Raw genomic sequence first — 14,501 nt, 5'->3', positions numbered from 1 at the left:
GTATTGGACGCGTGTGGAAAGAGTGCTTGCGCTCACCGGTACCGCGACGTACCGTGGCCGCATGGGTGAAGCAACCACAGACCCCGTCCGGCTACCGCCCACGCTGCGGGTGCCCAAATTCGTGCAGGGCCTCGGCTTCGTCGTCAACCGTGAGAAGGCGGTTGCCGCGGTGGCGCGGCGGCACGGGTCCGAGTTCACGCTGGACCTGCCGATCTTCGGTCCCGCCGTAGTCGTCAGCGATCCCGCGCTCGTCAAGGACCTCTTCACGACGAGCACCGACCTGATCGCCCGTGCGGGCACGCTGGGCGAGGTGCTCGGACCGGGTTCGACGTTCAGCCTCGAGGGCACCGAACATCGCCAGCGCCGCAAACTGCTGGTCCCGCCGTTCCACGGCAAGCGCATGCAGTCCTACGAGCACATCATCACCGACGAGGTGATGCGGGAGACCGCGACCTGGCCGGAGGGCGAGGAGTTCGCGACGCTGGACTCGATGATGCGCATCACGCTGAACGCGATCCTGCGCGCGGTCTTCGGTGCCCAGGGAGAGGCGTTCGAGGAACTGCGAGAGTTGTTGCCGCCCATGGTTCTTCGTGCCTCACGCCTCGCAGTTCTCCCGCCTGCGGCGCGACGTGACTACGGGCGCTTCAGCCCGTGGGGTCGCGTCGAGCGACTGCGTACGCGCTACAACGCGATCATCGCGGGACTCATCGCCGACGCGCGCCGGGATCCGGCCTTCGAGGACCGCAACGACGTGCTCGCGCTGCTGCTGCGGGCCCGGTACGAGGACGGTTCGGCGATCACCGACGACCACGTCGCCGACGAGTTGCTGACCCTGCTCGCGGCCGGCCACGAGACCACCGCGACCACACTCGCGTGGACCGTCGAGCGCCTGCGCCGCCACCCCCGTCTTCTCAACCGGCTCACCGCCGAGGTCGACGCGGGCGAAACCGACCTACTGCAGGCGACGATCTTCGAGGTGCAGCGCAGCCGCCCGGTCATCAACGCCACCGCTCGCATCACGAAGTCGCGGATAAGGCTGGGGGAGTGGGTGATTCCAGAGAACCACGTCGTCATCGTCAGCATCTCGCTGGCGCACGCATCCGATCGCAGCTTTCCCGACGCGGCGGCGTTCAATCCGGACCGCTTCGTCGGCAACCCGCCCGACACGCACGCCTGGGTACCGTACGGCGGCGGCGTGCGACGGTGCGTCGGTGCCGCGTTCGCCAACATGGAGATGACGGTGACGCTAGGGACTCTGTTGCGCGAGTTCGAGTTCGGCACCACCTACGCGCCCGGCGAACGTCTGCACTCCCGAGGCGTGGCCACCGCGCCGGCCAGTGGTGCACTCGCGGTGGTGCATCGTCGCCCACCGCGGGCCGAGCAGTCGGTTACCACCGAGATCGAGCAGGTGTCGGCGTGAGTGACGAGCGGGTAAGTCCCGTCGGCCGCGGAATCGACCTGTGCCACGACGCCTTCGGCGATCCGGCCGACCCGGCACTGGTGTTGATCGCCGGCCTCGGCCAGCAGAAGCACACATGGCCGGCCGACCTCGCCGCCACCCTCGCCACGCGGGGCAGGCGCGTCATCCGATTCGACAACCGGGACGTGGGTCGCTCGACGCACATGGACTACCCGCCGCCCAACCCCGTCGCCATCCTGCGCGGCGGCAGCCACCCTCGCCAGTACCACCTCGGTGACATGGCGCGCGACACCGTCGGCCTTCTCGACGCACTCGGCTACGCCGACGCGGACCTCGTCGGTATCTCGATGGGCGGCATGATCGCCCAGACCGTGGCGGCGCACTTTCCGGGCCGGGTGCGGACACTGACGTCGATCATGTCGACCACCGGCGCGCGCCGCATCGGCAGGCCCGCACCGTCCACCTGGCTGAAGATGGCGACGGCGCGGCCTCCCCGCAGCAGGGCGGAGGCGGTCGAGAACGCCGTGGGGATGTTCCGCCACATCGGTTCACACGGCTACCCCTTCGACGAGGCCGCGGTGCGCGAGAAGGCCGGGATCGCGTGGGACCGGGACCCGTCGGCCGCAGGACTGGCCCGCCAGTTGGCCGGGATCTTCGCCTCCGGTGACCGCACGTCCGAACTCACCGCCATCGACGTGCCCACCCTCGTCATCCACGGCGACCGCGACCGCATGGTGAACCCGACCGGCGGCGCCGCGACGGCGCGCGCCATCCCCGGCGCGCGACTGCACACCATCACCGGCATGGGGCACGACCTGCCCGTCGGTGCGTGGACTCGGATTCTGGACCTCATCACCGAGCACATCGCTCGCATCGACACTGTGGAGAAGAACGTATGAGCAGATCGGCCGACCACGTCATCTCGGGCCGCACCGTCGCCATCAGCGGCGCCGCGTCCGGTATCGGACGCGCACTCGCGCAGCGACTTTCCGCGCACGGCTGCCCGGTGGCGATCACGGACGTCAACGAACAGGGGCTCAAGGAGACCGACGCCCTGCTGAGCGGACCGACGCTGGTGCGGGTGCTGGACGTCCGCGACGCGACCGCGCAGCGCGATTTCGCGACCGAGGTCGCCGACTGGGCACCCGCGCCGCTGGGTGCGGTGTTCAACAACGCCGGTGTCGCGGTGTCCTCGAGCGTGCTGGACAGCGACGAGCAGGACGACCAGTGGCTGTGGGACATCAACTTCCACGGTGTCGTCAACGGCACCAGGGCGTTCCTACCCTTGCTCGCGGCCCAGGATTCCGGCGCGATCGTCAACACGTCGAGCGTCTTCGGTCTGGTCGGGATGCCCAATCAATCAGCCTACTGCGCAGCGAAATTCGCGGTCCGCGGGTTTACCGACTCGCTGCGGCAGGAACTGCGGGGCACCGGTGTGCGGGCGATCAACGTGCATCCCGGCGGCATCAACACCGGCATCGTGCGGAACGCGCGGTTCCGCAGGGATCCGGAGGGCCGCGGCCGTACCCACGAGCAGATGGCCGCCGAGTTCGCCGCGATCACGATGACCCAACCCGACAAGGCGGCCGCGATCATCCACCGCGGTGTCGTGGCGGGAAAGGCGCGCATCCTGGTCGGCCCCGACGCGTACGTGTTCGACGCGCTGGCCCGGCTGGCACCGACGCGGTACTACGACGTGATGAGCACGCTGGAGTCGACGCTGCGCAAGCGTGCGCGCGCCGAGGTAAACGCCTGACTCAGTCGCGTCTGCGCTTGACCTGATTGAACGGCACACCCCGGTCGGCGGCGTGCTCGCGCGGAAAGCCCAGCACCCGTTCGCCGATGATGTTGCGGGCGATCTCGGTGGTGCCACCGCCGAGCGACGCCGCCTGCCGGGCCAGGTACCGGTTGCCGATGCGGAACAGACCGCTGCCGTCGTCGACGACACCGGCCGCCCCCGTCATCGCCAGCGTGACGTCCATCTCGAACTGAACGTTCTCCGCGTGCGAGATCCGGATGATGGAACCCGCTGCGGGAGGCAGCGTTCCCTCGAGCACCCCGTGATAGACGTGGTCGATGAGCTGCTCGTGGACGGCCCGCACCACCAGGGCGCGGCCCGCCATCTCACGGATGCGCTCGTTGTCGCTCTGGCCGATCTCCTCGACGAACTCGACGTAGTCGATGGGCTGATCGGACTTGCCCTCCGCGCCGATCCCGCTGGCGAACTCGGAGCCGCCGCCGACGGCCCGCCGTTCGTGATAGAGCTGCCGCGACGCGACGTTCCAGCCGTCGTTGACCTCGCCGACCACCGCGTCGTCGCCGACTTCCAGGCCGTCGAAGAACTCCTCGCAGAACTCCTCCGAGCCGTTGACCTGCTTGATCCGGCGCATGTCGATGCCGGGGCTGTCGAGCTTGACGAGAAACATCGTCAGGCCCTCGTGCTTCGGCACGTCCCAGTTGGTGCGGGCGAGTAGTAGGCCGTAGTCGGCGGCGAATGCGCTGGTGCTCCACGTCTTCGCGCCGTTGATCACCCACCTGTCGCCCCTGCGGTCGGCGCGCGTGATCACGCTGGCGAGATCCGATCCGCCGGACGGCTCGGACAGCAGCTGGACGAGCACCTCCTCGCCGCGGATCGCCGCCGAGATGCGTTCGCGCTTCTGCTCTTCCGACCCGGTGTCCAGGATGGTCGCTGCGCAGATCGTGAACGTCGGCGTGTTCAGGATGAGCGGCATCTCGTAGTCGCGGGACTCCTCGTCGAAGGCCCGCTGATAGGCGATCGGCAGACCGAGTCCGCCGTACTCGCGCGGAAAGCAGATCCCTGCGAAGCCGCCGTCGTAGAGCTTCTTCTGCAGTTCGCGGGCGCGCAGCCACGGCTCGATCTCACCGCGATCGGCGCTCGGCGGGTTGCGCCGGTCGATACCGGGGAGGTTCTCCGCGAGCCACGTCCTGGCCCGCAGCGCGAACTCCTCGACGGTCTCCGACGTGGCCGACGCGGTGGGCGCGGCGGTGGTTTCTGTCACGATGCAGCCTTCTCGGCGTGTGCGAACACACGCAGGTTGTGGTCCTCGGGAGTGCCGAACATGGCGCGGTACAACGTGACTCGGCGCAGGAACAGGTGCAGGTCGTGCTCCCACGTCACGCCGATACCGCCGTGCAGCTGAACGCAGCGCTGCAGCATCGGGGCCGCGTGTTCACCCACGTAGGACTTCGCGATGCTGGCCAGCAGATCGGCGTCGGCGGCACGAGACCCGACGGCGGTGACCGCTGCCGCGGTGGTGGCGCGACAGGCCTCGAGCCAGATCTTCATATCGGCGAACTGGTGCTTGAGCGCCTGATACGACGCGAGCGGCCGGCCGAACGAATACCGGTCCAGCGCCCACTGAATCGTGAACTCCAGCACGGTGTCCAGGATTCCCAGCACCTCCGCGCACTGCAGCACCTGGGCCACCTGCGACTGGCGGGCGATCAGCGCCTCGGTTTGTGCCGAGGTACCCACCGCGACCCCCGCGGTGACGCCCTCGAACGTGACGCGGGCGTAGCGCTTCACCAGGTCGACCGAATCCTGCGGCTCGACCGTCACGCCCGCCGCATCCGCGGGCACCAGGAACTGCTGCAGGTCCTCACCGATCCGGGTGACGACCAGGAACAGGTCGCTGTCGGCACCCGCCTCGACACGGTCCTTGACGCCGTCGACGCGGAAGCCGTCGCCGTCGGGCGTTGCCGTGACGGTGGTCTCGAGGGGCGCCCAGGCCCGTCGCGGCTCGTACACCGCCCAGGATGCGACGAGCTCGCCGCCGACGAGCGCTTCGATGGTCTCGGCGTGGCTCGACGCGTTCTCCGCATCCGCCAGGCCGGCGAGCACGGTGTTCACCGGGTGGAAGGGGCCTGGTGCGACGGAGTGGCCGATCTGCTCGGCCACCAGGGCGAGGTCGCCGACGCCGTCACCGGAGACGCTGCCGCCGCCGAGTTCCTCGGGAACCAGCATGCTGGCCCAGCCCAACTCGGCGGCGCGGCGCCACCAGTCGCGCTCGAAGGACGTTCCGGCGGCGTGCAGTTCGCGTACCCGCGGAAGTGGCGCCTCCTTGGCGAGGAAGGCCTGCGCCGTCGACGCGAACAACAGCCGTTCGGGGGAGTCCGGTTCGCTCATTCAGCGAGCACCAGTTCGGGAACGCCCGGCTTGAACACGACCTCGTTGGGAATCTTGAACAGGTCGATCATGTTGCCGCCCATCACCTTCCGTTGGCCCTCCGCGTCGAGGCCCTGCAGGTCGTCGATCAGATGGGTGGGCTGGGCGAGGCCCTCCGGATGCGGCCAGTCCGATCCGAAGATCACCCGGTCGATCCCGCACAGGTCGGCCATCTGGGCGAAGTCGTCCTCCCAGAACGGTGCGACGTAGACGCACCGGCGGAACGCCTCGATGGGGTCCTCGAGGAAGCCCTGCGGCATCTTCGAGTAGACGCTCTTGAACTGCTTGAAGAGATACGGCACCCAGTCCGCGCCGTTCTCGATCGACAGGATGCGCAGGTCGGGGTTGCGGGTCAGTGCGCCGTGGCAGACCATCGCCGCCATCGTGTCCTCGATGGGCCGCTTGCCCATCGCGACCATCCGGAACGACGTGGGCGCGAACGGCTTGAACTCGTCGCCCGGCTCCCAGTCGTTGAGGTACTCGGAGTAGCCGCTGTCCGAGGCGTGCATCGACACGGGGATGCCGGCCTTGACGCAGGCGTCCCAGAACGGGTCGAACTCCTCCATGCCCAGCGAGCGGGTGCCGCGGTACCCGGGTACCGGTGCGGGCCGGACGAGTACGGTCTTGGCGCCGCGCTCGAGGCACCACTCGAGTTCCTCGAGTGCGCGGTCCACGACGCCCAGGTTGATGACCGGCGTGGAGAAGATGCGGTCCTCGTAGTTGAACTGCCACGTCTCGTACATCCACTGGTTCAGCGCGTGCACGATGTCGAGGATCAGATCGGGATCGTCCTTCAGTCGCTCCTCGACCAGGCTCGCCAGCGTCGGGAACATCAACGTGTAGTCGAGCGCGAGGCCGTCCATCACCTCGAGGCGGGCCTCGGGATTGCGGAACGCGGGGATCGCCTTCATGGGCTTGCCCATGACCTCGCGGAAGCTCTTCCCGCCGCTGCCGTGCCGGAAGTACTCCTCCTGCGCGCCGGGCCGGGCGACGACCTCGAACGTCGGGTTCGGGATGTAGTCGCTGACCACGTTGCGCACCATGATCTTCGTGCGACCCCGGACGTCGATGTAGTCGATGACGCCCTTGCGGTGATCCGGCAGGAACTGGGTCAGCGCTTCCTTCGGCTCGTAGAAGTGGTTGTCGGCGTCGAACACGGGATAGGGCAGGTCGCGGGTCACGATTCGCCTCCTGAAGTCTGGTTCTGGGCTGGTGGTAATGACGTTACCACGTCGGGAGCAGGGAAAACAGGGGTGTTTGTGAGAGTGCTCAGCACGCAGGTCAGGCGGGGTTTCGCGGGTCAGGCACGCAGTGCGCGAAGACAGAAGTCGTAGATGTGCCGCGCCTCGAGGGGGGCGTCGTTGAGCTCGGCGCCGAGCACGCGCAGCCGCATCGCGCCCATCGCCGACTGCATGATCAGCGTCGCGGTCGGATCGACGTCGAGGTCGGCCGCGAACACCCCCTCGGCGATGCCGCGCTCGATGATCTCGCCGATCAGCACTTTGACCGGCGCCAGCACCCGCGCGTACTCGGTCGGCACCGTCTCGGCCAGATGGTCGTTGTAGAACGTCAGGCCGCGGTTGATGCTGTCCTGCTTCGTGGACGTCGCCGGATGGGCGACGCGGTTGATCAACTTGCGCAACGCCTCGGGCGCGGGAAGTCCGTCGGTGTCCTGGCGCCAGCGCAGTGTCGACTCGGCCATGATCGTCTCGATGAGCGCCAGCAGAAGCTCGTCCTTACTGGAGAAGTGCTGGTAGAACGACCGCAGCGACGTCTTCGAGCGCTCGACGACCTCGAGCACGGTGAAGTCGGCGCGGCCCGTCTCGCCGAGGATGGCCAGCGCGGACTTCATGAAGCGGGTGGCGCGCGACTCCTCGTCGGTCGCGCCGGTGGGCGCGGAGTGGGCACTCGACTTGGCCATGAGAATGACGTTACCGTCTGCACAGGGTCCGCGGTGCTGTTGCCGCGACATCGGACGAGAGGTGGGCGCATGACGACGGAGGCTGCTCAAGGCGAGTGGACCGTGGAGGAACTGCTGGAGCTGTTCGACGTCGAGCAGACCGGCCCGGACACCTTCGTCGGGCGGACCGGCGTCGTCGGCGAGGACGCCCGCCAGGTCGTCGAGGGCACCCAGGTTCTGGCGCAGGCGATCGTCGCGGTCGGCAAGCGCTTCGAGGGGAAGTCGGTGCGTTCGGCGTACGCGGTGTTCGCGCGCGCGGTCGTCGTCGGCCCGCCGGTCGAGCTCGCGATCGACGTGGTGGCCGAAGGCCGTTCCACGGCAACGGCTGTCGTGAACGTCACCCAGAACGGGAAACGGTGCATCACCGTGACGGTGTTCGCCGACGTGCCGTCCGACGACGTCATCCGCCATCACCTGCCGAAGCCCGACGTCGGGGCGCCCGCCGACGCCAACCACTCCGAGATGCCGATGGTCGGGCGTCAGCTGCGACTGGTCGACGTGGTCGACGTCAACAGTCCCGACGAGGTCGGCCCGCCCGAGCTGTACGCCTGGCTGCACTACGACCCCGTCCCCGCGCGCGATGAACTCGCCAAGGCGCTGATCGCGTATTTCACCGGCCACCTGGGCATTTCGACGACCATGCGCGCCCACGAGGGGATCGGCACCGCGCAGGCCCACCTGACGGTGTCGACCGCGCCCATGACGATCTCGGTGAGCTTCCACGAGCCGTTCGCCTGGGGCGGCTGGCTGCTGTACAGCCACGAGAGCACACAGGTCGGCGCGGGCATGTCCTATGTCCGAGGCGCCGTGCACACCGAGGAGGGTGAGCTCATCGCGTCGTTCGCCCAGGACGCTCTGATCCGGCCGCTGCGCACCACCGACACGTCGATCAAGGCGGAGTCGCGACTCTAGACCTTGAGGTAGCCCTTGTCCGCGGGGATCTGGGCCGCCGTCAGCAGGGACGAGGCGTCGCTCGCCAGGAACACCACGATGTCGGAGACCAGGTCGGGTGCGGCCAGCGTGTCGGTCGGCAACGCGCCGGGCGAGAAGCTGTGGATGTAGTTCTGGTGGTCGGCGAACATCTGCCACATCGACGTGTCGTTGCCCATCTCGGTGTCGGTGCCGTACGGATGCACGGAGTTGACCCGGATTCCGTACTCGCCCAACTCGACTGCGAGTGAGTTCGTCAGGGCGACGACCCCGAACTTGGTGGCGCAGTAGTGCCCGCACCCCGGCACGGCCTTGATGCCCGCCGCCGAACTGATGGTGATGATGGACCCGCCGTTGCCGGCGTCGATCATCGGCGGCACCACGGCCTTGATCGTGTTCCACACGCCCGTGAGGTTGGTGTCGACGACCTCCTGCCACTGCTGCGGCGAGATCTCCCACAGCCGGCCCCAGTTCATCACCCCGGCGTTGGCGACGACGATGTCGAGCCTGCCGAACTGCTCCACGGCGTCGGCGACGACGCGCTGCTGGCCGTCCAGATCGCGGACGTCGACCTCCTTCGCGACGATCTTGCGGCCCTCGCCCTCGACCAGGCTCACCGTCTCGGCGAGTTCCTCGGATGTGGCGGGCGGGTAGCCGTTGTGCGCGGCGACCGGTCCGCACGCGTCGATCGTGACGATGTCGGCGCCCGCGCGCGCCAGTCGGACGCAGTGCGAGCGTCCCTGGCCGCGTGCACCGCCGGTGACGTAGGCGACGCGTCCTGCCAGTGGCTGTTCGGTGTCGGTCATGCCGTCTGCTCCTCGGGTTGCGGCACCGCGGTCGCGACGCGGCGGGTGAAGTGATAGTCGCTCAGCGGGCCGTGCTTGGCGAACCACCTTGAGCCCGTGATGGTTTGGGGCCGGTGGTACACGGTGTCGCGCTGCGAGTTGACGAAATAGGTATTGAGCTCCGGGTTGCATTCGGTGAAGTAGACGTGCGCGGTTCTGCCGCGGCGGGCCAGCACCGCGTTCCACCGGTTGAACGCGTCCTGGGTGACCTCGGCGACCTGGCTGCCGCTGCGCCGGGTCTCGTCGATCACGCGCGCGGCGTGCGCAGCCATGGTCTCGACGAAATCGCACCACGCGAAGCCGACGAAGCCGTTGGGCCCGACGATCTCCCATCGGTTGGGCAGGCGCGGGTGCGCTGTGCCGCCGTAGCTCTGCATGCCGTGCGCGCGGTAGTAGTGCGCGAGGTCGAAACCGCCTGCGCCCAGAACGGTTCCCGGCCGGTACGTCTCGGGATCGGTCCACAGCTCGTACCCCGTCGCGAGCACCAACAGGTCGGCGGGGTGCTCGACCCCGTCGATCGTGCGCACTCCGGTGCGGGTGATCCGCTCGATGGGTGTGGTGATCAGGTGGGTATCGGGGTTGTTCAGGGCGGGCAGGAACGCGCTCGAGATCACCGGCCGCTTGGCCATGATGCCGTAGTGCGGGACGAGCGCCGCGCGGGTCGCGGGGTCCTTCACGACGGCGCGCAGCAGCAGCCGGTACAGCGCGCGGCAGTAGCCGTCGTACAACGGAATCAGGCGGGCGAGCACCCGCTCGGGCAACCGCGCGAACACGTGCACGATCGGTGCGATCATCGCGACGTCCATCAGCAGCCGGCCCGCCGCGTTCACGGCGCGGAAGACACCGGGCACCCGCAGGATTCGCCGCATCGCGGGCGGGATGTCGAAGTCGATCTTCGGCAGCACCCAAGCGGGTGTTCGTTGGAACACGTCGAGATTGGCGGCGTCCGCGGAGAGCGCAGCGGCGATCTGCACGCCGCTGGAACCCGTGCCCACCACGGCGATCCGCTTGCCAGCGGTGTCGTACGAGTCATCCCATGCGTTGGGTCGCAGCACGGTGCCCGCGAAGTCCTCGATGCCGTCGATGTCGACCGACTGTTTGGCGTTGACGTACCCGCCCACCGAGCTGATCAGGAAGCGGGACGTGAGCGGCGGACGATCGCGAAAGGTCAAGTGCCACAGCCCTTGATCATCGTCCCAGCGTTGCTCGACCACCTCGGCGTCGGCGATCAGATGCTGGTACAGCCCCATCTGCGCCGCAGTGTCGCGCAGGTAGCGGTGCAGTTCGGGCCCCGGCGCGAACAGCCGTGACCAGCCGGGGTTGGGTGCGAAGGACAGCTGGTACCAGAGGCTGGGGATGTCGACGGCCAAGCCGGGGTAGTGGTTGTCGCGCCACGTACCGCCGAAGTCGCCGGCCCGTTCGATGATCGCGAAGTCGCGTATCCCCTTCTGGCGCAGATGATGCGCCGCGGCGATACCACCGGGTCCGGCGCCGATGACGGCGACCTCGTAGTCGGGCTCAGTCACTGCTACCTCCGGTCAACCCGTTGACGACGTGGTCGGTCAGGAACCTGCGCACTGCTCGGGGGCTGTCGAGGTTCACGCCCATCGGTGGGAGCAGTTCGAGACTGAACAGGATCCGGACGATCCACTCGGCGGCGCGGCCGGGATCGACCACCGCGGCCACCTCGCCGCTCGACTGCGCGTTCTTCACCAGCGGTCGCCACATCTGCACGGCGCGTTGCGCGAGGTCGTCACCGCTGTTGCGCAGCAACAGCACCAGAATGCTCTCGTTGATGCCGCGCGCGGTGACCTTGTCCGACTGCTGCCGGTGCGCGCACACCAGGACGCCCGCGGCCGCCACCTGCTGCGCGAGCGTGGGTGCCTTGTCAACCTCGTCGGCCATCGCGTCCACGAAGATCGCCGCGAGGTGGTCCAGCGCGGTCTTGATCGCCTGGTCGCGGCTGCCCAGCGCGTTGTGCACCGTGCCGCGGGAGACCCCGGCGGCGTCGGCGACCGCGGTCAGGCTGAACCGCTGCGGTCCCAGTCGCCGGAGGGTGTCGCACGTCGCGTCGAGCAGGGCGGGGGACACCGGCATTTGAACAGATTAGCGATATGTGTTCAATGTGGTCAATGCCTGATGTTCCTCACGCGAGCGCTCGTCAACCCCTCGGGGTGACGTCCCACGCGTGGTGCACGATGTCGTGTAGGTGGTACCGCGATATCGACGCGATCGTGAACTCGCTTCCGTTGCTGCGGAGTCCGCGTCGCGGCCACGCGTCGGCGGGCACCGAGGCGTAGGTGTCGGCGACGGTCTGCGCGGCATCACGCAACTGGTCTGCGACCACCGTCGGGTCCTGCGACGGGTAGTCGTCGGCGACCGCCGTCTCGTCCTGATCCCAGTTCGGGAAGCGCGGATCGTCCTGCGTCAACATGAGCTGCACCCGCTGGTTGAAGATCCGGTGCACGTCGCGGATGTGACAGCCGTACTCGAGGATCGACCAAACGCCCCTGGCCGGCCGGATCGCCGTGTCCGGCTGGTGCAGCCGCTGATACCACTGGTCGGCGTCGCGTCGGATGTGCTGGCCGACGTCGGTGGGATGAACCAGCGCGGCGTCGAAACCGCACTGCGGACAGGGGCGTTCGAGCACCCAGGTCCAGTCCTTGGTGTCCGGGTTGATGCCGTCCACTAGCCGAGGTCGGCGGCTTTGAACGTGTCGCACTTGTTCGGGTCGCCGGTCTGGTAGCCGATGGTGAACCACTTCTGCCGCTGCTCCGACGAACCGTGCGTCCACGACTCGGGATTGACCCGGCCCGACGTCGACTCCTGGATGTGGTCGTCGCCGACCGACGCGGCGGCCGACAGGGCATCGGCGATGTCCTTGTCCGACAAGGGCTCCAGGAACGGCTCGCCGGTGCTCTCCTGCTTGGTGATCGCGGCGTAGTGCGCCCACACGCCCGCGTAGCAGTCGGCCTGCAACTCGGTGCGCACGCCGTTGCCCTCCGAGCCGGTCGCGCCCTGCTGCGCTCTGCCGAGCACGCCGAGCAGGTTCTGCACGTGATGGCCGAACTCGTGGGCGACCACGTACTCCTGGGCGAGTGGGCCACCGCTGGAACCGAACTGCGACTTGAGCAGGTCGAAGAACGAGACGTCGAAGTACGCGGTCTGATCACCGGGGCAGTAGAACGGCCCGACGTCGGTGGTCGCGGGCCCGCAGGCGGTGTCGACCGACTGGGTGAAGAGCCGCACCTTCGGTCGCTGGTACCCCTCGAGCAACTGCGCCCACACCGCGTCGACCGAGTTGCCGGTGGCGATCACCCGGCACTCGATGATCTCGTTGGCGTCCTTGCCGGTCTTGCACTGGCTGGTGTCGAAGCCGGGCGCGTCGACCCCCTGCGTGTCGTACTGGCCGGCGCCGCCCTGCTGCGGCAGGACCGATCCCGGATCGACTCCGAGGAACAGCGCGATCACCACGATCAGCAGGCCGCCGATACCGCCGCCGAGTGCGATGCCGCGCCCGCCGCCCCGACCGCCTCCGCTCGACGACGTGGTGCTGGTGTCGATCTGCATACCCTCGTTGAAGGTCATCCCGCGAAGTCCTCTCACCCGCTGCGCACCAGCCGCGTTCAGCTTCCCACACTACGATTCGGCCCGTGGCCGCCACGGGAGATACCGCCGATGCCGAACAGCTTTCGACGATCGTCCGGACCAGTGCAGGTGTGCTTCGCGGGACCACCGAGGGCGGGGTCAACGTCTGGCGCGGCATCGCGTACGCCGAGCAGCCCGTCGGGGAGCGGCGCTTTCTCGCGCCCGCGCCGGTGCAGCCGTGGAGCGGGGTGCGCGACGCCCTCGAGCACGGGCCGTTGCCGCCGCAGGGCCGATCGTTCGTCGGGGGAGGCCGCGACGATCCGAAGATCCGCGACGAGGCCTGCCTGACGGTGACCGTGTGGTCGCCCGCCGCGGTGCCCGCGGGAGGACTGCCGGTGATGGTGTGGATTCCCGGCGGCGCGTTCGTGTACGGGGCGGGTCAGCTGCAGCTGTACAACGGGTCCCGGCTGGCGGCCAACGGCAACGTCGTGGTCGTCAACGTCACCTACCGGCTCGGGGTGTTCGGCGGCTTCGAACTCAGCGACCTCGGTCCCGGCTTCGACGACAACCTGTGCCTGCGAGACCAGCTGGCCGCCCTGGCGTGGGTCCGCGACAACATCGCCGGATTCGGCGGCGACCCCGGCAGGGTCACGGTGTTCGGCGAGTCCGCAGGGGCGACATCGGTTCTCGCGCTGCTCGCGAGCACGGCGGCGCGGGGTCTGTTCACCAGGGCGATCGCGCAGAGCCCCGCGTTGCCGTTGATCGCCGACCGGGAGACCCGCGCGGTGCAGGCCCGTCGCTTCCTGGAGCGGCTCGACGTGACCGTCGACGAGGTGCGGGCGTTACCCCAGCGTGCGCTGCGCCGGGCCGCGGGCATGCTGCAGGCGGAGAGCGTGGCCCGGACGCCGGTGCTGGCCTACGGCCTGACCCACGGCGTGGACCTGCTTCCGCACCATCCGATCGAGGCCGCGCGGCTGGGCGCGGTGTCCGGGGCGCCGCTGATCATCGGAACCAACACCCACGAGGCGTCCATGTTCGCGTGGGGTAAGCCGCCCATGTTGCCCACCACCCGGGAGAGCATCGACGGCTACTTCTCCCGCACCGCGCCCGACGCGAAGGACCGGGTGCTCGGCGCGTATCCGGACTTCCCGCGCAGGCGCGCGCTGGTCGCCGTCGGGTCCGATGCCATGTTCGGCGCCCCGACGTGGGCGTTCGCCGACGCGTACTCCCGCCGCGGGCCGACCTACGCCTACCGTTTCGACCACACCACCTGGACGCTGAGGGTGCTGGGCCTCGGTGCGACGCACGGCAGCGAGATCGTGCACGTCCAGCACAGTTACGGCTCCTACCTCGGACGCAAACTGCATCCGCTCGGCAGGCGCGTGCAACCGTCGGTGGGCAGGCGCATGCAGCGGACCTGGCTGGATTTCTCGACGGGACGTCTCGGCGCCGAATGGCCCCTGTACGACACCGAACGCCGCCGGACCAGGGTGATCAGGTCCACGCGCGACGACACCGTCGCCGACCCCGACGAGGTCAGGCGGTCGGTGTGGGAGGGGATCCATTGACGCT

Annotated in this window: 14 protein-coding genes; 5 read left to right on the top strand and 9 right to left on the bottom strand. The window is 68.7% G+C overall.

From position 1 onward, the window contains the following. Positions 1–61: 61 nt before the first annotated feature. Genes NM203_RS11815 through NM203_RS11805 form a run of 3 tightly spaced genes read left to right on the top strand, consistent with a single transcriptional unit; the run spans position 62 to position 3,176 of the window. Entirely contained in the window at positions 62–1,420 is a 1,359-nt protein-coding gene (locus NM203_RS11815) for a cytochrome P450 (protein WP_255060111.1), read from the top strand. Beyond that, complete coding sequence (locus tag NM203_RS11810) at positions 1,417–2,319, top strand: alpha/beta fold hydrolase (protein ID WP_255060110.1); 903 nt, start codon at positions 1,417–1,419, stop codon at positions 2,317–2,319. Before NM203_RS11815 ends, NM203_RS11810 begins: the two co-directional genes overlap by 4 nt. Then, the gene (locus NM203_RS11805; protein WP_255060109.1) at positions 2,316–3,176 is read left to right on the top strand and encodes an SDR family NAD(P)-dependent oxidoreductase; all 861 of its coding nucleotides are present in this window, start codon (positions 2,316–2,318) and stop codon (positions 3,174–3,176) included. Before NM203_RS11810 ends, NM203_RS11805 begins: the two co-directional genes overlap by 4 nt. A gap of 1 nt (position 3,177) precedes the next feature. Here the strand turns inward: NM203_RS11805 and NM203_RS11800 are convergent, their stop codons facing one another. From NM203_RS11800 to NM203_RS11785, 4 genes are all read right to left on the bottom strand, one after another. Beyond that, positions 3,178–4,440, bottom strand: a complete 1,263-nt coding sequence (locus NM203_RS11800) for an acyl-CoA dehydrogenase family protein (protein ID WP_255060107.1) — start codon at positions 4,438–4,440, stop codon at positions 3,178–3,180. After that, positions 4,437–5,567: an acyl-CoA dehydrogenase family protein gene (locus NM203_RS11795; protein ID WP_255060106.1), complete on the bottom strand. Its 1,131-nt coding sequence runs from the start codon at positions 5,565–5,567 to the stop codon at positions 4,437–4,439. Before NM203_RS11795 ends, NM203_RS11800 begins: the two co-directional genes overlap by 4 nt. Continuing rightward, complete coding sequence (locus NM203_RS11790; RefSeq protein ID WP_255060413.1) at positions 5,564–6,790, bottom strand: amidohydrolase family protein; 1,227 nt, start codon at positions 6,788–6,790, stop codon at positions 5,564–5,566. Before NM203_RS11790 ends, NM203_RS11795 begins: the two co-directional genes overlap by 4 nt. A 116-nt stretch (positions 6,791–6,906) precedes the next feature. Beyond that, the gene (locus tag NM203_RS11785; protein WP_255060105.1) at positions 6,907–7,527 is read right to left on the bottom strand and encodes a TetR/AcrR family transcriptional regulator; all 621 of its coding nucleotides are present in this window, start codon (positions 7,525–7,527) and stop codon (positions 6,907–6,909) included. Between the two features lie 69 nt (positions 7,528–7,596). On the opposite strand from NM203_RS11785, the gene NM203_RS11780 reads away from it, so the two are divergent. Next, positions 7,597–8,478 carry an acyl-CoA thioesterase gene (locus NM203_RS11780; protein ID WP_255060103.1) on the top strand — a complete coding sequence of 294 codons (882 nt, stop codon included), beginning with the start codon at positions 7,597–7,599 and terminating at the stop codon, positions 8,476–8,478. Here the strand turns inward: NM203_RS11780 and NM203_RS11775 are convergent. From NM203_RS11775 to ypfJ, 5 genes are all read right to left on the bottom strand, one after another. Continuing rightward, positions 8,475–9,302 (bottom strand): mycofactocin-coupled SDR family oxidoreductase, encoded by an 828-nt coding sequence (locus NM203_RS11775; protein ID WP_255060102.1) that lies wholly within the window; start codon positions 9,300–9,302, stop codon positions 8,475–8,477. The two genes, NM203_RS11780 and NM203_RS11775, sit on opposite strands and share 4 nt — an antisense overlap. Continuing rightward, complete coding sequence (locus NM203_RS11770) at positions 9,299–10,867, bottom strand: flavin-containing monooxygenase (protein ID WP_255060101.1); 1,569 nt, start codon at positions 10,865–10,867, stop codon at positions 9,299–9,301. Before NM203_RS11770 ends, NM203_RS11775 begins: the two co-directional genes overlap by 4 nt. Continuing rightward, the gene (locus NM203_RS11765) at positions 10,860–11,438 is read right to left on the bottom strand and encodes a TetR/AcrR family transcriptional regulator (RefSeq protein ID WP_255060100.1); all 579 of its coding nucleotides are present in this window, start codon (positions 11,436–11,438) and stop codon (positions 10,860–10,862) included. The genes NM203_RS11770 and NM203_RS11765 overlap by 8 nt, the downstream gene beginning before the upstream one ends. Positions 11,439–11,502: 64 nt before the next feature. After that, entirely contained in the window at positions 11,503–12,030 is a 528-nt protein-coding gene (locus tag NM203_RS11760; protein ID WP_255060099.1) for a DinB family protein, read from the bottom strand. Continuing rightward, the gene (gene ypfJ / locus NM203_RS11755; RefSeq protein WP_255060098.1) at positions 12,030–12,929 is read right to left on the bottom strand and encodes a KPN_02809 family neutral zinc metallopeptidase; all 900 of its coding nucleotides are present in this window, start codon (positions 12,927–12,929) and stop codon (positions 12,030–12,032) included. The genes NM203_RS11760 and ypfJ overlap by 1 nt, the downstream gene beginning before the upstream one ends. A 65-nt stretch (positions 12,930–12,994) precedes the next feature. Between ypfJ and NM203_RS11750 the strand changes: the two genes are divergently transcribed. Further along, the gene (locus NM203_RS11750) at positions 12,995–14,497 is read left to right on the top strand and encodes a carboxylesterase/lipase family protein (protein ID WP_255060097.1); all 1,503 of its coding nucleotides are present in this window, start codon (positions 12,995–12,997) and stop codon (positions 14,495–14,497) included. Positions 14,498–14,501: the final 4 nt, after the last annotated feature.

This window comes from Mycolicibacterium arenosum, assembly GCF_024320865.1.
GTDB classification, from domain to species: domain Bacteria; phylum Actinomycetota; class Actinomycetes; order Mycobacteriales; family Mycobacteriaceae; genus Mycobacterium; species Mycobacterium arenosum.
The sequence above is the reverse complement of the archived record's forward strand: the minus strand, read 5'-3'. Positions and strand labels throughout refer to the sequence as shown.